This window comes from Helcobacillus sp. ACRRO (assembly GCF_022347125.1).
Classification (GTDB): domain Bacteria; phylum Actinomycetota; class Actinomycetes; order Actinomycetales; family Dermabacteraceae; genus Helcobacillus; species Helcobacillus massiliensis.
This window is the reverse complement of record NZ_JAKRNG010000006.1, coordinates 83,911-103,963: the sequence shown is the minus strand read 5'-3', so window position 1 is coordinate 103,963 and position 20,053 is coordinate 83,911. Positions and strand designations below refer to the sequence as shown.

Sequence of the window (20,053 nt, the reverse complement as noted above, 5' to 3'; positions counted from 1 at the left end):
CGCCGATTCAGCGGCCCGCGCCCGGATCATTTGTCGGTGGAGAAGTACTTGTCGTAGAGCTTGTCGTAGGAGCCGTCTTCGCGCATGGCCTTGAGCTCCTTGTTGAACTCCTCGATCAGCTTGTCGTTGCCCTTCTTGGCTGCGAATCCGTACTGCTCACCCGTGTCGTACTCCTCCACGATGGCGAACTTGCCGTCCTTGGTGTGGGGGATGTTGACGGGGAGGTCCTGGAGGACGGCGTCGACCTGGCCGGCCTGGATGGCCTGCCACAGTTCGGCGTCACCGGGGAAGCTCTTCAGCTCGGCGCCGTCGAGGTTCTCCTTGGCGTAGATCTCGCCGGTGGAGCCGGTCTGGATGCCGACGGTCTTGCCCTTGAGGTCATCCTTGGTCTTGATGTCGGAGCCCTCGGCGACGAGCAGGGACTGCTTGGAGTCGTAGTAGCCGTCGGTGAACAGGAGGTTCTTCTTGCGGTCCTCGGTGATGGTCATGGCGGAGGCGCCGAGGTCGCATTCACCGGAGTTGAGGGCGAGACCGGACTGCAGGGAGTCGAACGCGGTGTCCTTGTAGACGTACTTGAGGCCCATCTTCTTGGCGACCTGTTCGGTGAGCTCCACATCGAAGCCGGTGTAGCCGCTGGGCGCGTTCTTGTCCTCCATTTCGAAGGGCTCGTAGGGTGCTTCGCCGCAGACGGTCAGGGTGCCGTCCTGGACGAGGTCGATGCCGTCGGGATTGTCGCCGCCTCCGCTGCCGCCGCAGGCGGTGAGCAGGAGCGCCGAAGCGGCGGTCAGGGATGCAAGGGTGCGAATCTTCATGCCCCGAAGAGTACAGTGAAAGTGGCCTCCACCACAGTCCGAACCGTCGACTTCTGGGTGACCCAAGCCCTACTGATCGCTTTCGCGTCCGACATTTCGGACTCGAGGGCCGACAGGTGCCGTCAGCGGCGGATGCCGGCGAGGAAGTCGCCGATGCGGTCCAGCGCGTTCGCGATTGTGTCCGCATCCGGCAGCGTCACCAGACGGAAGTGGTCCGGGCGCGGATAGTTGAAGCCCGTTCCCTGGGTGACGAGGATCTTCTTCTCCCGCAGCAGCGCGTACGCGAGCTGCTCGTCATCCTCCACGGGGTACTGCTCGAGGTCCAGACGCGGGAACATGTACAGCGCCCCGGCCGGCTTGTTCACGCTCACTCCGGGGATCTCCATCAGGCCCTCGTAGGCGACATCGCGCTGCTCGCGCAGGCGCCCGCCGGGCAGCACCAGGTCGTCGATGGTCTGGTACCCGCCGAGCGCGGTCGCGATCACATGCTGCGCGGGGACGTTCGCGCACAGTCGCATGTTGGAGAGGATCGTGAGGCCCTCGATGAAGTCGGCGGCATGGTCCTTCGGGCCGTACAGCATCATCCAGCCGGCGCGGAAGCCGGCCACCCGGTACGCCTTGGACAGGCCGTTGAAGGTGATGGTGAGCAGGTCCGGGGCGATGGACGCCATGGTGTGGTGCTCGGCGTCGTCGTAGAGGATCTTGTCGTAGATCTCGTCGGACAGGATCAGCAGGTCGTGCTCGCGGGCGACCTCCGCGATCTGCGCGAGGCGCTCCTTCGGGTACACCGCGCCGGTGGGGTTGTTCGGGTTGATCACCACGATCGCCTTCGTGCGGTCGGTGACCTTGGCGGCGATGTCCTCCACGTTCGGGAACCAGGAGTCGTCCTCGTCGAGCTCGTAGTGGACGGCCTTCCCGCCGGCGAGGGTGACCGAGGCGGTCCACAGGGGGTAGTCCGGCATCGGCACGAGGACCTCGTCGCCGTTGTCCACGAGCGCCTGCGCGAGCAGCTGGATCAGTTCGCTGACGCCGTTGCCGAGGTACACGTCCTCGATGGAGACGTCCGGCAGGCCCTGCTTCTGGTAGTACTGAGCGACCGCACGGCGGGCCGACGGGATCCCCTTCGACTCGCTGTACCCCTGCGCGGTGGGCAGCTGCTTGATGAAGTCGACCAGGATCTCATCCGGCGCTTCGAACCCGAACGGGGCGGGATTGCCGATGTTGAGCTTGAGGATGCGGTGGCCCTCCGCCTCCATCCGCGCCGCCTCTTCGAGCACGGGACCGCGCACATCGTAGGAGACGTTCCGGAGCTTCGAGGACTGCTTGAGCATCATCGCCCCAGTGTAAGCGTCGGAGCCGACGGATTCCTCGGCGCCCGTCGGCCCCTACCCCGCGGTACCCGCCGCGCCCTCGCCGCCCCCCGGCCGGCCGATCCGCCGACGGTCACGACTTGGTCAAAGCCCCCACGGGCCCGCACCCACCTCTATAGCCTGGGCCCATGACTGAGAACCCCACCGCCGCGAACCCGTTCGCCGAGGCATCCACGCTCCCCTACAACCTCCCCGACTTCTCCGCCATCCGCGACGAGCACTACCTGCCCGCCGTCCAGGAGGGCGTGGCCGAGGCCCGCGCGGCGTTCGCCCGCATCGCCGACGCCACCGACGAGCCCACGTTCGAGAACACGGTGAAGGTGCTGATCTCACCATCGGCGATGCTGGAGCGCGCCGCCATCACCTACTTCAACATCGCCGGTTCCGACGGCACCGAGGAGCGCCTCGCCGTGGAGGGAGACATCGTCTCCGCCCTCACCGAACTCGACAACGACATGGTCCTCAACCCGGCGATCTTCCGCCGCCTCGATGACCTGCACTCCCGCCGCGACCAGCTCGACCTCACCGCCGAACAGCTGCGGATCCTGGAGAAGCTGCACCTGCGCTTCACCCTGAGCGGCGCCGCCCTCAGCGACGAGGACCGCGCCGAACTCGCCGACCTCAACATGCGGATCGCGGACACCCAGACCCGCTTCAGCCAGCAGGTCACCGAGGACATGAACGACGGCGGCGTGCTCATCCACGCCGAGGAGGAGCTCGCCGGCCTCTCCCAGCAGCAGAAGGACGCCGCCCGCGCCGACGCCCAGGCGGCCGGGCACGATGAGGGCTGGATGCTCACCCTGCAGTTCCCCACCATGCAGCCGCTGCTCGCGGACCTGGAGAACCGCGAGGTCCGCGAAATGCTGCACGTCGCGTCCGTGGAGCGCGGCGATTCGAACTGGCAGCTCGCCGCTGAGATCGCGGCGATGCGCGCGAAGAAGGCCGCGATGCTCGGCTTCGAGGACTTCGCCTCCCTCGCCGTCGCGGACCGCACCGCCCGCACCCCCGAGGCCGTGGAGGGCCTGTTCGAGAAGACGGTCGCGCCGGCGATGAGGAACGCCGACCGCGAAGCGGCGAAGATCGCCGACCGCGCGAAGCAGGACGGCATCGACGAGCTCAAGCCGTGGGACTGGTCGTACTACTCCGACCTCATCTCCACCGAGGAGTTCGCGGTGGACCCCGAGGAGCTGCGCCCCTACTTCACCCTCGACCGGGTCCTGGAGGACGGCGTGTTCTACGCCGCGCACATGGTGTACGGCATATCCTTCCGCGAGCGCGAGGACCTCGTCGGCTACCACCCGGAGGTGCGGATCTGGGAGGTCTTCTCAGCCGATGGGGAGGGCATCGGCCTGTTCCTCGGCGACTTCTTCACCCGCCCCACGAAGCGCGGCGGCGCCTGGATGAACCCCCTGGTCAACCAGTCGAAGAAGAGCGGCACGAGCCCCGTCATCGTCAACAACCTCAACATCGTTCCCCCGGCTGAGGGCGCCCCCGCGTACGTCACGCAGGACAACGTGCGCACGCTCTTCCACGAGTTCGGGCACGCCCTGCACGGCCTCCTCTCGGACGTGGACTACGCGGAGGTGTCCGGCACGTCGGTGGAGCGGGACATCGTGGAGTACCCGTCGCAGGTCAACGAGATGTGGATCTACCACCCGGCGATCCTGCCGAACTACGCCCGCCACATCGACACGGGACAGGTGGTGCCGCAGGAGCTGATCGACAAGATGCAGGCCGCGGAACAGTGGGGCGAGGGCTTCGGCACCGTGGAGTACCTGCGCGCCGCCGTGCTCGACTGGCGCTGGCACCGCTTGCCGGCCTCGAGGGACGCTCAGCCGGTCCAGGACCCGGTCGCGTTCGAGAACGACGCGCTGACCGATGCGGGGCTGATGCATCCGCTGGTGGAGTCGCGCTACCGCACCAGCTACCTCAACCATTCGTTCTCCGGCGGCTACGAGTCGGGGTACTACTCGTACCTGTGGGCAGAGGTCTTCGATGCGGACACGGTCGCCTGGTACGGCGAGAACGGCGCCGGGGCCGACGGGGCCCGCGGTGACGACGACGCTGACGCGCAGCTGGAGGCGATCCGTCGCTGCGGTGACGCGTTCGGTCGCCACATCCTCGCGATCGGCGGCAGCGCCCCGATCCCGGAGGCGTTCCGTGCGATGACGGGCCGTGAGGCGCGGATCGAGCCGCTGCTGAAGCGCCGCGGCCTCGCCTGAGCCGCCCAAGCACCGATCCGTCTGCACGTTCGGGATTTTTCCGCCGATCTTTCCCGAAACTGCAGACGGATCGGGCCCCGGCGTGGGAGCCGCGCCTAGCGCCGACCACTTGTCCCCAATCACCCCGCGCCGGTTCACCTGCGCGGGAGGGGAGGTAACGCTGGGGCGCATGGTTCGAGACGATTCTCCGCAGCGCCTTCGGCATGGCGTATTCCTCGTGGGTGAGGCGCTCGCCCTGGGGGTGAGCCGCGACCGCCTGCGGTGCAATGACTTTCAACGGGTGGGTCGCGGACTCTACGCATGGTCGCGCACGCAGATCAGTGAATATCTCCTGGCTGCGGCGCTGTGTCGGCAGTATCCGGGGGCCGTGGTGTCGCACGATTCGGCCGGGCGTCTGTGGGGCATGCCGATGGAGCACAGCCGGGACGCGTGGCGGCCGGGGATGCCGATCCATCTGATGGCGCCGCCGGGGCGACGCATGCGCAGCACCGAGCTGATCACGTGGCACTACGGAGGTCTGGATGATGATGATGTGGTGCACGTCGATGGGACCCGCGGATACGGCGGCTGGGTGCCGAACGACGAGAAGCACCGCTATATCCTTCGGGTGACGTCTCGGTCGCGCACCTGGTTCGATCTGACGCGCTCACTGCCACTGGACTGGGCGGTGGCGCAGGCAGATCATCTGCTGCGCATCCCGCGCGAGCAGTTCGAGCGGCGGACCCGGCCCTATGCCACTCGGGAGTCCCTCGAGCATCTGCTGCGGCGGTGCCGGGGCCGCGCGGGGGCGAAACGCGGCCGGAAGATCCTGTCCTTCGCTCGGGTCGGTGCAGACTCACCAGCGGAGACGCGCTGCCGGCTCGCCTTCCGGTTCGGCAGGCTGCCGGAACCGGAGCTGAACGCTCGGCACCTTGCCGACGATGGGTCAGTGGTGGCGCAGACCGATTTCACGTTCCGTAAGTTCGGCGTCGTCGTGGAGTACGACGGTGCGGTGCACTTCGAGGGGGATGCGGCTCAGCGGGGGCAGCGTCGGACGATCCGCCTGCGCGGGCTCGGGCTGATCGATCTCCACCTGTTCCGCGATGATCTGCCGCGGCCGATCCCCGGGGAGAGCGATGAGAGCGTGATGCGTCGGCTCGCCACGTGCCCGGCGGTGACGGTCGTGGCGGAGGAACTGCGGCGGCAGGGATGGCGGCGCTGAGTGGCCCGTTCTCCGCGGTACCGAGCACCCTCTCTTCGCAGCGATGCTTCGCGCTCCGCCGCGGCACGTTCGATCCGTCTGCGCATGCGGGATTTCCCAGTCGAATATCCCCGAAAGGGACGAAGGATCGTCCACCACGCGGCGAGCGGTCGCGACTTAGCGCGACGACTGCGCGCCGTGGGCTGAACCGAAGGCGCGCACCAGGGTTCGGGCTGTCCTCTCCCCCGCGGTGAGGGCTTCCTCGTATTCGCGGCGGAGCATCAGCGCCAGCGACCCGAGGTACACCACGACCAGCTGTTCGCTGAGTTGCCGCGCGGCTTCGGTGTCGTGGCCGACGAGCGGCAGCGCGTGCTCGTACGTGCGGTCGTAGAGCATGGCGGTCTCCTCATCGAGGACGGCCTGGAGTTCAGGCGTCGGATCGTCGATGGAGGCGGCGGTGCCGCTGAATGCGCACCACCGTTCGGTGAGCCGCACCCGCTGGTAGGTGCGGGTCGCGCTCCAGAGGCAGAGGAGGCGCTCTTCGTCGTCGGCGGCGTCGGCGATGGCGGCGGTCCATTCCTCGCGCCAGACGTCGAGCCGACGCTTCAGTGCCGCGACCAGCAGGCCCTCTTTGTTGCCGAAATGGGTGTAGAGGCTCGGCGGGGAGGCGCCGGCGTGCTTGAGGATGCGGTCCACGGGGGCCGACGGGACCCCGTCGACGAACAGGACCGCGTCGGCTGCGTCGAGGAGGCGTTCGCGGACGGGTTTGGCAGTGCGCGTGCGGCCCTCGGCGGGGTCTGGGGACTGCTGCGTCGATCGAGTGGCGGCCACAGGTCCTCCTTGGGGTGGGCGGCCGACGGTGTCGAGGCAACTGTACGCCGTCCAGGCCGCAGGTCGGTCCAAGGGTGGGGCGCCGCTGGGTCACAGACCTCACACCTATAACGCACATTATTGCCGGCAGGTATAGCGAGCGTTATCGTGCTGTCGATGACGCTTCCGCAGCGACCCGTGACCACCGACCGCTCCGACCCGCGCCGATTCGCCCAGCACCCCCTCTGACCACTGCCCCGTCGGCCCGCGCCTCCACCAGCCCACGCACGATCGTCCGCCGCCATCCCCATCGCCCCGCCATCGACGAAGGAGAACGCCTTGGCCCTCACCCCGACATCCCATGACCACCGCACCACCGCCGACGGCGCCCCCGCCAGCCTCTTCATCGACGGCCAGTGGCTGCCCGCCGCCTCCGGCGCCACCCGGGACATCACCTGCCCCGCCGACGGCCGCCATGTGCTCACCGTGTCCGAAGCCGACCCGGCCGACACCGAGAAGGCGATCGCCGCCGCCCGCCGCACCTTCGACGACACCGACTGGCAGTTCGTCCCCTTCCAGGAGAAGGCGCAGATCCTGAACCGCCTCGCCGACCTCCTCGAACGCGACCGCCGCGAGGTGGCGCGCATGGAGGCGGAGGACACCGGCAAGCGCTACGTGGAGTCGCTGGGCGACATGGACGACATCGTCGGCGTGTTCCGCCATTTCGCGCAGATCGCCGGGCAGGAATCCGGCCGCACCATCGACACCGGTGACCCCACGATCTCCTCGCGCACCGTCACCGAAGCGGTCGGCGTGTGCGCCCTGATCACCCCGTGGAACTTCCCGCTGCTGCAGACCGCGTGGAAGATCGCGCCCGCGATCGCGGCCGGCAACACGTTCGTCCTCAAGCCCGCTGAGCTGACCCCGCAGTCGGCGATGTGGCTGATGGACGCGCTGAAGGAAGCGGGCCTGCCCGACGGGGTCGGCAACCTCATCACCGGCCGGGGCGCCCACGCGGGTGCGCCGCTGTCCACCCACGAGGACATCGACCTCGTCTCCTTCACCGGCGGTGTGGAGACGGGGCGCCTGCTGATGGCCAACGCGGCGACGACCGTGAAGAAGGTGGCGCTGGAACTGGGCGGGAAGAACCCGAACATCATCTTCGCCGACGCCGATCTCGATGCCGCCATCGACAACGCCCTCACCGCGATCTTCCTCGACTCCGGCCAGGTGTGCTCCGCCGGATCCCGCCTCATCGTCGAGGAGTCCGTGCACGATCAGGTGGTGGAGGAACTGGTGCGCCGCACCAAGAACATCCAGCTGGGCGGCATCTATGACGAGAACGCCGAAACCGGTGCGCTCATCAGTGAGGAGCACCTGCAGAAGGTCGCCGCGTTCGTGGACAGCGCCGTGGCGGAGGGCGCGACCCTGCTCGTCGGCGGGCAGCGCGCCACCGGCACGCAGGGCTCGACCGACCTCGCGAAGGGCTGCTTCTACCTGCCCACCGTCCTGGATGACTGCACCACCGAGATGGCCGCCGTGCAGGAGGAGTCCTTCGGCCCCATCGTCACCATCGAGACGTTCACCGGCGACAGCGACGAGGAGAAGGAGAAGGCGGCGCTGCGCATCGCCAACGACACGATCTACGGGCTCGCCGGCGCTGTCTGGACGAAGAACGCCGGCCGCGCCGAGCGGGTCGCGAAGCATCTGCGCCACGGCACGGTCTGGATCAACGACTTCCACCCGTACGTCCCGCAGGCCGAGTGGGGCGGCTTCAAGCAGTCCGGCTTCGGCCGCGAACTCGGCCGCGTGGGCCTGGAGGAGTACCAGGAGATCAAGCACATCTGGCACAACACCTCCCCCGCCCGCGCGAACTGGTTCGCCGACGGCGACGCCCCGTCCGTCATGCCGAACACCAGCTGCTGACCTGTCAGGGCCGACGGACGCCGCGAACCCGTCGGTCCCCCTGCTCTTCGCGCCGACCCGGCGCCCCCACGACTGAAGGAGACCCGCATGTCCAACCGCACCCACTACGACTACGTGATCGTCGGCGGCGGATCCGCCGGATCCGTCCTCGCCAACCGGCTCTCCGCCGACCCCGAGACCAGCGTGCTCGTCCTCGAAGCGGGCCGCCGCGACTTCGTGTTCGACCCGTTCGTGCACATGCCCGCCGCGCTCATGTACCCCTCGGGCAACCCCCTGTACGACTGGCGGTACCAGACCGACCCCGAACCCCATATGGGCGGCCGCCGCGTCTCCCACACCCGCGGCAAGGTCCTCGGAGGCTCCTCCTCCATCAACGGCATGATCTTCCAGCGCGGCAACCCCGGCGACTACGAGAAGTGGGCCGAGAACGAGGGCATGGAGCACTGGGACTTCGCCCACTGCCTGCCGTACTTCAAGCGCATGGAGACCACCCGCGCCGGCGCGGATGCGTGGCGCGGCGGCTCCGGCCCCCTCATCCTCGAACGCGGCCCCGCCGACAGCCCGCTCTTCCAGGCGTTCTTCGAAGCCACCCAGCAGGCCGGCTACGCGCCGACGGATGACGTCAACGGCTACCGCCAGGAGGGCTTCGCCAAGTTCGACCGCAACGTCAACAACGGCCGCCGCTGGTCCGCCTCCCGCGCCTACCTGTGGCCGATCCGCGGGCGCAGGAACCTCGACATCACCACGCTCGCGTTCGTCACCGACCTGATCTGGCAGGGCAACCGCGTCACCGGCGTCCAGTACACCCGCGGCCGCTCCAGTCACACGGTCACCGCCGGTGAGGTGATCCTGTGCGGCGGCGCGTTCAACACCCCGCAGCTGCTGGAGCTCGCCGGAGTCGGCGACCCGGAGGTGCTGAAGAAGGCCGGCGTCACGCCCCGCATCGACCTGCCCGGTGTGGGTGAGAACCTGCAGGACCACCTCGAGGTGTACCTGCAGCACGCCTCCACCCAGCCGGTGTCGATGATGCCGGCGCTGGAGAAGTGGCGCGCCCCGTTCATCGGTGCGGACTGGCTGTTCAACCGCCAGGGCCCCGCCGCCACCAACCACTTCGAGGCCGGCGGCTTCATCCGCACGAACGATGAGGTCAAGTACCCGAACCTGATGTTCCACTTCCTGCCGCTCGCGGTCCGCTACGACGGCTCCGGCGGCGGCCACGACCACGGCTACCAGGTGCACATCGGCCCCATGAACTCCGATGTGCGCGGCCGCCTCCACATCACCAGCAGCGACCCGCGCCAGCATCCGTCGATCCTGTTCAACTACCTCTCCACCGAGAACGACCGCCGCGAATGGGTCGAGGTGATCCGCGCGGCCCGGCACATCCTGTCGCAGCCCGCGTTCGATGCGTTCAGCGGCGGCGAGATCTCCCCGGGACCGGACGTGGAGACGGACGAGGAGATCATCGACTGGGTGGCGCGCGATGCCGAAACCGCACTGCACCCCTCGTGCTCCGCGAAGATGGGCGTGGACGACATGGCCGTGGTGGACCCCCACTCCATGAAGGTGCACGGCACCGAGGGTCTGCGCGTGGTGGATGCGTCGGTCTTCCCCTCAGTCACCAACGGCAACATCTATGCTCCCGTCATGATGGTTGCAGAGAAGGCCGCCGACGCGATCGCCGGCAACACAATGCTCACCCCCGAGAACCCGCCGGTGTACCGCGCGAACGCCGGGATGCCCCTCTACCCGGAGGGCGATCCCCGTAACGACGCCTGGAACGCGAAGGACGGCGTGCCGACCGCGCTCGAGGCCATGGCCGCACAGGACTTCGACGGACTCGCCCGCCGCGGCTTCGCCAACACCGGTGCCGGCGCTGAGGAGCGCTGAGCCATGGCCCGCACCTACACCTCTGACCTCCCGGTGGTGAACGAGCCGCGCCCGAAATGGCTCGTGTTCGGAGTCGCCGCCGTGTTCACCGTGGTGGTGTCCGGCTGGGCGCTGCTCGCCCCCGCCAACGCCGAGGGCGTCCTCGGCGCCGCAGTCGAAGTGATCGGCGACTGGGTGGGCTGGGCGTACATCGCGCTGGCCACCGTGGTCCTCGCGTTCGTCATCTACCTGGCGATCCGCTTCGGCCGGGTCCGCCTCGGCCAGGACACCGACCGGCCGGAGTTCTCCACGTTCGCATGGGCGTCCATGCTGTTCGCCGCCGGCATCGGCACCGACGTCATGTTCTTCGCCGTCGCCGAGCCCGCCACCCAGTTCCTGAGCCCGCCCAGCGGCGAGCCGGGGACCGTGCAGGCGGCGCGCGAAGCGGTCGTGTGGCCGCTGTTCCACTACGGCGTCACCGGCTGGGGCATGTACGCACTGATGGGCATCGCGCTCGGCTACTTCGCGCACCGCCGCGGCCTCCCGCTCGCGGTCCGCTCCGCCCTCTACCCTCTGGTGGGCCGACGGATCCACGGCGCAGTCGGTCACGCCGCCGACATCGCGACGGTGCTCGGCACCATCTTCGGCGTCGCCACCTCGCTCGGCATCGGCGTGGTGATGCTGAACGTGGGCCTCGGGATCCTGTTCGGGTTCGAGCAGGGGGTGCCGGTGCAGGTGGGCCTGGTGGTCCTCGCGGTCGCGATGGCGACGATCTCGGCGACGACCGGTGTGGACAAGGGCATCCGCATCCTGTCGCAGCTGAACGTGGCGCTGGCGCTCGTCCTCGCCGGCTGGGTGCTGGTCACCGGCCACACCACGTACCTGCTGCGCGCCGCGGTGATGAACGTGGGTGACTTCGTGTCCATGTTCCCCGGCCTCACCCTCAACACGATGGCGTACGACTACGACGCCCTCTGGATGAACTCCTGGACCCTGTTCTTCTGGGCCTGGTGGGTGGCGTGGGCGAGCTTCGTCGGCATGTTCCTCGCACGCATCTCCCGCGGCCGCACCATCCGCCAGTTCGTGATCGGCACCCTGCTGATCCCGTTCTCCTACATCCTCATGTGGGTGACGGTGTTCGGGAATGCCACCATCAAGCGCATCACCGACGGCGACACCGCGTTCGGTCAGGTCGCCGCCGATTCACCCGAGTCCGGGTTCTTCGAACTGCTCAGCCAGGTGCCGCTGGCGCCGGCGGTGATCGCAGTGGCGACGTTCGTGGGTCTGCTGTTCTACGTCACCAGTGCCGACTCCGGCGCCCTGGTGATGGCGAACCTGTGCTCCGAACTCCCCCACGCGGAGGCGGATGCGAAGCCGTGGCTGCGGATCTTCTGGGCCGCCGCCACCGGCGTCATCACGATCGCGATGCTGATCGTCGGCGGCATCACCGCGCTGCAGTACGCGACCGTGGTGATGGGTGTGCCGTTCGCGATCGTGATGGTGCTGGTGATGCTGGGCCTGCACCGGGCGCTCAGCGAAGAGGAGCGCACCAGCCTCGCCTACCAGCGCTCCGTGCGCGGAGCGGTGGTCGGGCGCATCGCTGCGCAGGACCGCAACAGCACGGGCGGGTCCTGGAAGCGCCGCTTGGCGCGGCAGTTCGGGTCCGTCACCCAGCGCCAAGCCGAAGCCGAGCTCTCCGCCCGGGTCATCCCCGCCATGGAGGAGGTCCGCAGCGAGCTCCAGGGCCACGGCGTGGACGTCGCGATCAACCATGAGGAGATCCGCCTGGAGTCCGTGGTCAAGGCCGTCACCCTGCTGGTGCCGGCGGCGGAGGAGGGCTATGAGCACTTCGAGTACCGGGTGCAGATCCGTGAGATGCGCGCACCGACCTACGGCCGCGGCATGATCGAAGCGGATGACACCACCTACGAGGTGGAGACGCTGGTGCCCGGTGGCGGTGTCTACAACATCATGGGGTGGAGCGAGGAGGAGATCGCGCACGACATCCTCAATCACTTCACCTGGTGGTCCGGCACGTTCATCAAGCCGGAGGCCGACGTCCAGGCCTGACCCTGCGGCCGCGAGGCGCGCACCGTCAGCGCATGCGCGCTTCGGCGGTGCGCGCCGCGGGGGCTTCGCTGCCGCGGAAGCGTTCGCGGATCCGTCGGGCGGTGCGGAACAGCAGGAACGCACCCGCGATCGCCCCGATGATCACGATGACCGCGACCGCGCCGGCGAGGATCGGCAGCAGGACCGCGAGGAGGGCGAGAACCACAGCGGCGATGTCCTCACCGGTGCTGACCAGTACGTTCGACACCGGCTCCGGGGAGGCGTTGACGACGGCGCGGGTGCCGGCCTTCGCGGCGTGGACGCTCAGCGCGGAGAACGCGCCGACAGCCGCGAGGACAACGGCGTTGGCGGTGTCGGTCTCGCCGCCGAGCAGGAAGCCGATCGCACCGCCGGCGATGGGGCGCACAACGGTGTGGATGGCGTCCCACACGGAGTCGAGGAACGCGACCTTGTCGGCGAGGAAGTCCACCACGAGCAGGATCCCGGTGATGACGAGGACATCAGTGCGGCCCATGACGTCCGGGACCGCGCCGACCTGGAGGAACCGGTCGGCGATGCCGAGCATGAACAGCATCAGGTAGGGGCGGATGCCGCTGACGGCACCGGAGCTGAGGGTCATCATCAGCGCTTCCATGGCGCCTCGCTTTCGTCGTGGAGCGATTCGCGTTCAGTGTAGCCACGCGGTGGGAGGGGCGCGGGGCCGGGCCGACGGGGTCCGCCCTCCCCGGAGGACCGACGGGCTCCGCCGTTCGACGCCAGCCGACGGGGCCCACCGGCCCTAGTGAGCCCGGGCCCCGGGGCGTAGTGTGGCGGCATGGCACAGTTCCGCAGACCCGCATCGCTCACCCCCGCCCAGCAGGAACAGATCGAGGGCGGCACGGATCCCGCTCTGAAGGACCAGATCGCGCACGATTCGGCGGCTGCTCTGCTGCGCGAAACCCGCGGCACCGTGGACCCGTCGGCCGTGGAGCGGATCCTCCGCCTCGCCGAGAGCGAAGGCCTGGACGACATGGCGGCGCTGTGGTCGGGCGCGCCGGCGGTGTCACTGCCGGGTGCGCTGTGGCGGCTGTACGTGCTGCACACGTGGGTGCAGCAGCAGACGGCGGAGGTGCGGCGGCGCTACCAGATCGGGACGCAGTCCGCTCCGGGGCTGCGCTACCGCTCCGGCATCGCGAACCCGCCGGACCTGGACGATATGCGCCGCACTCTGGACGAGATCCTGCGCGGCGCGTTCACCGGCGACCTGTCGATGGCGCTGCTGCGGGCCTCCGCGGTCGCGATGCTCTCGGCCTACGGAACAGCGCACCTCGCGGACGCACCGGGCTCCGGGGCCGACGACCCCTCAGCCGACGGCGCGGGCCGCATCACGATGCAGGCGGACCGTCTGCACCGTCTGGGCGAGGACCTGGAGGCGGCCGGCCGGGCAGCGGCCGGCGGCTCCCTCTTCTGAGCAGAGACCACGTTTTCCGTTGACGTCACGGCCGGTCATCTGACCATCACCTGAACGTTACCGACATGTAACTCCACTGCCCGCCCAAGAAATCCTCTGACCTGGCACAACGCCGTTGCGCAGAATTGGGACCGGGCTGGGCCCACGCGATGGGCCTGTTGTACAGTGGAATCGCGTCGGGTCGCGGCAGCCCCGGGCTCCAACCTCTGCCGCTTCGAGCGGCCTTCGCGCCGACAGGCGCTCCCGGCCCGACGCGTCAACGTCATCCTCCCCGACCGCCGATCACTCCGCCGAGCCCCGCCATCGCGCGTGCACCACGAAGCAGTGGCCGGCGGCGCCGCATCGCCCCGACTGCAGACTGGACATTCCATGCGTCTGTTCGCGCCGAAGCACCAGAAATCGATCTACGACCTCTTCGGCGATCTCTCCCAGATCCTCGTGGTCAGCAGCGAGGCCCTGTCGCGGGCGTTCGGTGAGGCCCCCTCGGAGCGGCCCGTCCTGATCCGACCGATCGAGAAGGGCGCCGCGGACGCCGCGAAGGTGACCCGCCGCATCGCGAACATCCTCGCGGTCTCCCTCATCACTCCGTTCGAAGCGGAGGTCCTGCACGAGCTGTCGCACCGGATGTCGAACGTGGCGGCGCAGATCCATCGCACCGCAGACCTGACCGTGCGCCTCGGCATGGGGTCGCTGCCGCCGCGCCTGCTCGATGCGGCGACGGTGCTGGAGCGCGCCGCCGGGCACACCGTGGAGGCCACCTGGGAGATGTCCGATGTGGCGGCGCTGTCCACGTTCTACGACGAGATGCGCCGCATGGACACCCACGTGCAGGAGCTGCTGCGCCGTGCCCTGACTGATCTGCTGCGCCCCTCGCCGCCGGAGAACGAACAGGCGGGGGCCCGTGCCGCGCAGGGCGCCCCGAACGTGGGCAGCGTGTCGACATCCACCATGGAAACACCGGACCTGTTGGGGGTTCTGCGCACGCGGGAGATCATTGCGGCGATGGAGGAGATCGCTCACGCCCACCAGGCAGTGGCCCAGACCGTCGACCTGCTGAGGGTGAAGGATTCGTGACCCTCGGCATGCTCGGGGTCGTCATTGCGAGTGCGCTCGCGATGGCGTGGATGAACGGCTTCCACGACGCCCCGAACGCCATGTCCACCACGATCGTCACGAAGAACCTTCCGGAGCACACCGCTCTGCGGATCGCCGCGGTCCTCAACGGCCTCGGCGCGGTTCTCGGGGTCGCATTCCTCATCACCGTGGACACCACGCTGGTGTCGATAGCCGGCCTGCCCGCGTTCATGGAGAACGCGGGCCCGCACTTCGGGCTGGTACTGGCTTCGGCAGTGCTGGTGTCGATCCTGTGGAACGTGATCACGTGGCTGGCGGGGATCCCGTCGTCGTCCTGGCATGCGATCTTCGGCGGCCTGCTCGGCGCCATGGTCGCCACCGGCCATCGCAGCGTTGATGCACTGGCGGTGGCGCTCTTCGTGGCGCCTCTGCTGCTCGCACCGGTGATGGGCATGGCCCTGTCCTTCGCGCTGACGCACGTCCTCGCGTCCTTCACCAGCCGGGAGATCGGTCGCACCCGCCATCTGCGACTGCTGCAGACCCTGTCAGCGTCGACCGTGGCGCTGGGCCACGGCATCAACAACGGCCGCCTGCCGATGGGGATCATCCTGGTGGCGCTGGCGGCGCACGGCGGCACCCCGATCGATCATGTGGTGGCAGACGGGGAGATGCGCGTCCCGCTGCTGGTGATGGTGGCGGTGCCGTTGTTCCTCGCCCTGGGAACGCTGGCCGGAGCCAAGCGCATCATCCGCACACTGGGGCGGCGCCTGACTGACCTGTCGACCCCGCAGGGGCTGGCAGCGGAGACGTCCACGGCGCTCGTACTGTACGTGGTGGCGTTCGGTATGCAGGTGCCGGTGTCGAGTTCGCAGACCATCACGTCGTCGATCGCGGGAAGTGCGATGGCGGTGTCGAGGCGCCAGGTGAACTGGGGCCTGTTCATGCGGATTGCGGCGTTCTGGGTGCTGACCCCCGGGTTCTGCTTCCTGGCGGCGCTGCTGGGGGCCGGCCTGGTGGCACCGTTGGTCTGAACCAGCGGACCGCTCACCCTACTTTCGGAGGACGGCCGGCGCCGTCGGCATCACCTAGACTCGCGGTGTTCGCGCGGCCGGTGAGCGGCCTGCGCATCCCGTTCCGCTGTCTGAGGAGAAGCCCATGTCCAGCAACCAGTTCCGCCCCCAGGACGACGAGTCCCGCCGTCCTTCCTTCGGCCTGCCCGGCCCGTCCCAGCCGTCGGCGAACGGTGGTGAGCCGGACTTCTCCGGGTCGGCATCGCACCCGTCGGCCTCCGGTGAGGGCTTCGACGGTTTCTCCGGCTCGATGGATCACCAGTTCGGCCAGTCGTCCGCGTCCCAGTTCGGGTCCTCGGCGCCGGCGAGCGGCGCCGGGTCGTCGGCCCACGGCTTCGGCCAGTCGTCCGCCTCGCAGTTCGGACAGAACTCCACCTCGCCGTTCGGCCAGTACGCTCCGGCGCACCCCGACCACCGCATGGGCCCAACCGGCCTGCCGACGGGCGGCCCGGGCGGCCCGCGCAAGAAGCAGAAGCCGGTGGGCATCATCCTGACGATCATCGGCGGTGTGCTGACGCTGGCGAGCATCGCCATGTTCATCGTGTCGCTCGTGATGTTCGGCAACTCGATCGGTTCCATGGCGGACCAGTTCGCCGGTGACACGGTGAACGGCTCGGCCGTGTCCGGCGGCGAGAGCTCCTACACGGTCAAGACCGACGGCATGGCTGTGGTGATGCCGGCGGTGGCCACCAAGGACCTCTCCACCGCATCCTGCACCGCTGTTGACCAGGACGGGAACGATATCGCCCCGCAGACCGATTCGAACACGGAGACGATCGGCGAGGTCGGCGGCGTGGAGTACTCCACCGCGAAGCAGGCGTTCTTCTCCGTGGACGGGTCCTCCATGACGGTCACCTGCTCCGGCGTCACGGAGCCCATCATGGTGATCGGCCCGGTGGGCATCGGCTCGTTCATGGGGGCCGGTGGCCTCCTGCTCGGTGCGATCGGTGTGGGCCTGCTGGGTGTGGGCCTGCTGATCGCCGGCATCATCGTGATGATCGTGCGCGCCGCCGGCCGCTCGAAGGCCGCTGCCTGATCACAGCATCCGACGGCCCGGTCGGGTTCCCTGCGCGGGGACCGGGCCGGGCCGTCTCATACCGTGCACCCTGCTCACCGTAGGGCGGCGACGGTGGGTACCGTAGGGAGCACTGACGTTCTAGGGAGAGTGGAATGCATCCTCGCGCCGGCAGGGTCGCCGAAGCAGGCGACCTCATCGATGTCGAAGCCCTCATCGACGCATACTTCGACCAGCACCCCGACCCGGAGAACCCCGATCAGCGGGTCGCCTTCGGAACCTCCGGGCATCGCGGAAGTTCGTTCGATACGGCCTTCAACGAGGACCACATCGCCGCGACCACGCAGGCTATCGTGGAGTACCGCGCCCAGCAGGGCATCCGCGGCCCGGTGTACGTGGGTCGCGATACGCACGCACTCAGCCAGCCGGCGTTCGATACGGCTCTGGAGGTGCTGGGCGGCAACGGCGTGACCGCGCTGATCGACGCGCTCGGCACCTACACCCCCACCCCTGCGGTGTCGCACGCGATCCTCACCCACAACCGCGGCAAGGGCGCGAGCGATCCTTCGAGGGCCGACGGGATCGTCATCACCCCGAGCCACAACCCGCCGCGCGACGGCGGCTTCAAGTACAACCCGCCGCACGGCGGCCCCGCGGACACGGATGCCACCAGCTGGATCCAGGACCGCGCCAATGAGCTCATCGCGGGCGGCCTGAAGGACGTGAAGCGGATGCAGCGTGCGCAGGCGCTGCACACGGCGCAGAAGCACGACTACCTGTTCCACTATGTGCAGGACCTGCCGAACGTGGTGGACATCGAGGCGATCCGCCGTGCTGGGGTGCGGATCGGCGCGGATCCGCTGGGCGGCGCCGCGGTGGACTACTGGGCGCAGATCGCGGAGATGCACGATCTGGATCTGACGGTGGTGAACCCGCAGGTGGATCCGCAGTGGGGCTTCATGACCCTGGATGCGGACGGCATCATCCGGATGGACTGCTCCAGCCCGCAGGCGATGGCGTCGCTGCTGGAGAAGAAGGACCAGTTCGACATCGCCACCGGCAACGACGCCGATTCGGATCGGCACGGCATCGTCACCCCGGACGGCGGGCTGATGAACCCGAACCACTACCTGGCGGTGTCGATCGACTATCTGTTCTCGAACCGACCGGACTGGCCGGCGGAGGCGGCGATCGGGAAGACCCTGGTGTCCAGCTCGCTGATCGACCGGGTGGGCGGCCGCCTGGGCCGTCAGGTGCGGGAGACTCCGGTGGGCTTCAAATGGTTCGTGCCCGGGCTGCTGGAAGCGTCCGTCGGCTTCGGCGGTGAGGAGAGCGCGGGCGCGTCGTTCCTGCGGCGCGACGGCTCCGTGTGGACCACCGATAAGGACGGGATCATCATGGCGCTGCTGGCGTCGGAGATCACCGCGGTGACGGGCAGGAACCCGCATCAGCACTACCTGGGGCTCGTTCAGGAGTTCGGTGAGACGGCCTACGGTCGCCTGTCGGCGCCGGCGGATCGCGAGGCGAAGGCGAAGCTGAAGAAGCTGTCGCCGGATGACGTGACCGCGACCGAGGTGGCGGGTGAGCCGGTGGAGACGGTGCTGACTGAGGCTCCGGCGGGCGGCCCGATCGGCGGCGTGAAGGTGCTGACCGAGTCGGCGTGGTTCGCTGCGCGCCCGTCGGGCACGGAGGACATCTACAAGATCTACGCCGAGTCGTTCCGCGGCGAGGAGCACCTGCAGCAGGTGCAGGCCGCGGCGCAGGACGTGGTGGATCGGGCGCTGAAGGGCTGACCGGAGGGGCCGACGGGTGCCGCCGGTGGCGGTGTCCTGAGGCACGGTCGAGACCATCACCCCGTGACATGTCCGAGCCCAGCCCCTAGGCTGGAGCGGTAGAGCAGTCGTCCACGATCGGTGCGTTCCGCGCGCGAAGGGGGTTCGTATGAACCACGATGCTGCGCGTCACCGCACCCGAAAAGCGGCCTTGCACGTGTCTGTGTCCGCTGCGGCGCTGAGCGCCCTGGTCGTGCCCACCACAGCCTCTGCAGAGGCTCCTGGGCCTGCAGAGCACCGGCCCGCTGCCGCAGTGGAGGCATCGTTGAACCGCTCGACTGCGCTGGACGGTCCCACTGTGAGCGGGAAGATCAGCGATTCTGGGGACTCTGACCGCGGGCGGAACAACGAGAAGCGTCCAGGAACGAGCGCACCGGAGACGCCACAGCCTACGGAAACCCCGACGCCGTCCACTTCCGACTCAACGGCCGGCGAGGAACCGACCTCGATCCCGTGGATCGACCTGGTGCCCGCGGAGCCCATCGAGTCGCCGTCGCCGACTCCGACTCCTCCGGATGAGCAGACCAGCCCGGACAGCGACCCGGTGGAGAGCCCGACGCCCACGCCGAGCCCGTCCGACCCGACCGACAAGCCGAGCCCGAGCCCGTCCGACCCGACCGACAAGCCGAGCCCGAGCCCGTCCGACCCGACCGACAAGCCGAGCCCGAGCCCGTCCGACCCGACCGACAAGCCGACTGAGACGCCGACGAAGCCCGCCCCGTCGGACCCCACCGAAAAGCCGAGCGAAAAGCCGACCGACAAGCCCACCGAGTCCCCGACGGACAAGCCGACTGAGACGCCGACGAAGCTCGCCCCGGAGAAGACGCCCACGGCGGAGCCGCAGCCGGAGGCGCCGACTCGGAATCCGAAGCAGAAGCCGGAGGAGGCGCGGCCGGAGCGTCAGCCCCGCGATCAGGGGGACGCGGTGAAGCCGAGCCCGGAGCGCACTCTGTCTGCGCAGGAGCGGGAGCAGCAGGCCCGTCAGCGCGCCGCTGAAGAGCAGGCACCGGCGGCCCGCAGCGGAGAGTTCCAGCGCAATCAGGACGACTCCCAGGCGGGCGCCGCCGCGGGTGACGGCGGTCCGGGCCAGCCCCCAGCCGCGTCGCAGGAGCCCGCAGAGGCTGAGGCGCCGCGCCCCGATACGACCGCCGATATCGCACCGTCGGAGGTGGTGGCGGTGCCGAGCACCGATGAGGGCAATGCCTTCGACCGGTTGATCAACTCCTGGGCCACCCAGAAGAACGGGTTCGGTCAGGTGCGCGTGATCATGCTGTCCACCGTGGGTCTGGGCTTCCTCGTCTCCGGCACCACGGCCTATATGACGCTGCGGGCACGCCGCAAGTAGCACAGGCT

Annotated in this window: 15 protein-coding genes; 11 read left to right on the top strand and 4 right to left on the bottom strand. The window is 68.9% G+C overall.

The genetic code is table 11. The annotated features are described in order from the left end of the window. Positions 1-26 precede the first annotated feature (26 nt). Positions 27-812 carry a basic amino acid ABC transporter substrate-binding protein gene (locus tag MHY20_RS03720; RefSeq protein ID WP_183376477.1) on the bottom strand — a complete coding sequence of 262 codons (786 nt, stop codon included), beginning with the start codon at positions 810-812 and terminating at the stop codon, positions 27-29. 122 nt (positions 813-934) lie between these two features. Further along, complete coding sequence (locus MHY20_RS03715) at positions 935-2,146, bottom strand: pyridoxal phosphate-dependent aminotransferase (RefSeq protein WP_239374905.1); 1,212 nt, start codon at positions 2,144-2,146, stop codon at positions 935-937. A gap of 164 nt (positions 2,147-2,310) precedes the next feature. Between MHY20_RS03715 and MHY20_RS03710 the strand changes: the two genes are divergently transcribed. After that, complete coding sequence (locus tag MHY20_RS03710) at positions 2,311-4,404, top strand: M3 family metallopeptidase (protein ID WP_239374902.1); 2,094 nt, start codon at positions 2,311-2,313, stop codon at positions 4,402-4,404. Positions 4,405-4,573: 169 nt separating this feature from the next. Next, positions 4,574-5,605, top strand: coding sequence for a hypothetical protein (locus tag MHY20_RS03705; protein ID WP_183376471.1), 1,032 nt, complete (start codon positions 4,574-4,576; stop codon positions 5,603-5,605). 156 nt (positions 5,606-5,761) lie between these two features. Here MHY20_RS03705 and MHY20_RS03700 read toward each other — a convergent pair whose 3' ends face one another. Further along, complete coding sequence (locus MHY20_RS03700; RefSeq protein WP_183376469.1) at positions 5,762-6,415, bottom strand: TetR/AcrR family transcriptional regulator; 654 nt, start codon at positions 6,413-6,415, stop codon at positions 5,762-5,764. A gap of 318 nt (positions 6,416-6,733) precedes the next feature. On the opposite strand from MHY20_RS03700, the gene MHY20_RS03695 reads away from it, so the two are divergent. From MHY20_RS03695 to betT, 3 genes are all read left to right on the top strand, one after another. Beyond that, positions 6,734-8,320, top strand: a complete 1,587-nt coding sequence (locus tag MHY20_RS03695; protein WP_239374899.1) for an aldehyde dehydrogenase family protein — start codon at positions 6,734-6,736, stop codon at positions 8,318-8,320. Positions 8,321-8,407: 87 nt separating this feature from the next. Then, entirely contained in the window at positions 8,408-10,210 is a 1,803-nt protein-coding gene (gene betA, locus MHY20_RS03690) for a choline dehydrogenase (RefSeq protein ID WP_183376465.1), read from the top strand. A 3-nt stretch (positions 10,211-10,213) separates the two neighbouring features. Further along, complete coding sequence (gene betT, locus MHY20_RS03685) at positions 10,214-12,259, top strand: choline BCCT transporter BetT (RefSeq protein ID WP_239374896.1); 2,046 nt, start codon at positions 10,214-10,216, stop codon at positions 12,257-12,259. Between the two features lie 25 nt (positions 12,260-12,284). On the opposite strand, the gene MHY20_RS03680 is transcribed toward betT, so the two are convergent. Further along, positions 12,285-12,881 carry a DUF4126 domain-containing protein gene (locus MHY20_RS03680; protein WP_239374893.1) on the bottom strand — a complete coding sequence of 199 codons (597 nt, stop codon included), beginning with the start codon at positions 12,879-12,881 and terminating at the stop codon, positions 12,285-12,287. A gap of 192 nt (positions 12,882-13,073) precedes the next feature. Here MHY20_RS03680 and MHY20_RS03675 point away from each other — a divergent pair, with 192 nt between their 5' ends. The 6 genes from MHY20_RS03675 to MHY20_RS03650 all read left to right on the top strand — a co-directional run bounded on the left by MHY20_RS03675 (position 13,074) and on the right by MHY20_RS03650 (position 20,045). Continuing rightward, positions 13,074-13,709 (top strand): hypothetical protein, encoded by a 636-nt coding sequence (locus MHY20_RS03675; protein ID WP_183376454.1) that lies wholly within the window; start codon positions 13,074-13,076, stop codon positions 13,707-13,709. Positions 13,710-14,078: 369 nt separating this feature from the next. Continuing rightward, entirely contained in the window at positions 14,079-14,783 is a 705-nt protein-coding gene (locus MHY20_RS03670; RefSeq protein WP_239374890.1) for a hypothetical protein, read from the top strand. Continuing rightward, positions 14,780-15,814, top strand: coding sequence for an inorganic phosphate transporter (locus tag MHY20_RS03665; protein WP_183376450.1), 1,035 nt, complete (start codon positions 14,780-14,782; stop codon positions 15,812-15,814). The genes MHY20_RS03670 and MHY20_RS03665 overlap by 4 nt, the downstream gene beginning before the upstream one ends. 124 nt (positions 15,815-15,938) lie before the next feature. Beyond that, positions 15,939-16,889 (top strand): hypothetical protein, encoded by a 951-nt coding sequence (locus MHY20_RS03660; protein ID WP_239374888.1) that lies wholly within the window; start codon positions 15,939-15,941, stop codon positions 16,887-16,889. 134 nt (positions 16,890-17,023) lie between these two features. Further along, positions 17,024-18,661 carry a phosphoglucomutase (alpha-D-glucose-1,6-bisphosphate-dependent) gene (gene pgm, locus MHY20_RS03655; protein ID WP_239374885.1) on the top strand — a complete coding sequence of 546 codons (1,638 nt, stop codon included), beginning with the start codon at positions 17,024-17,026 and terminating at the stop codon, positions 18,659-18,661. A gap of 505 nt (positions 18,662-19,166) precedes the next feature. Further along, positions 19,167-20,045 carry a hypothetical protein gene (locus MHY20_RS03650; RefSeq protein WP_239374882.1) on the top strand — a complete coding sequence of 293 codons (879 nt, stop codon included), beginning with the start codon at positions 19,167-19,169 and terminating at the stop codon, positions 20,043-20,045. Positions 20,046-20,053 lie beyond the last annotated feature (8 nt).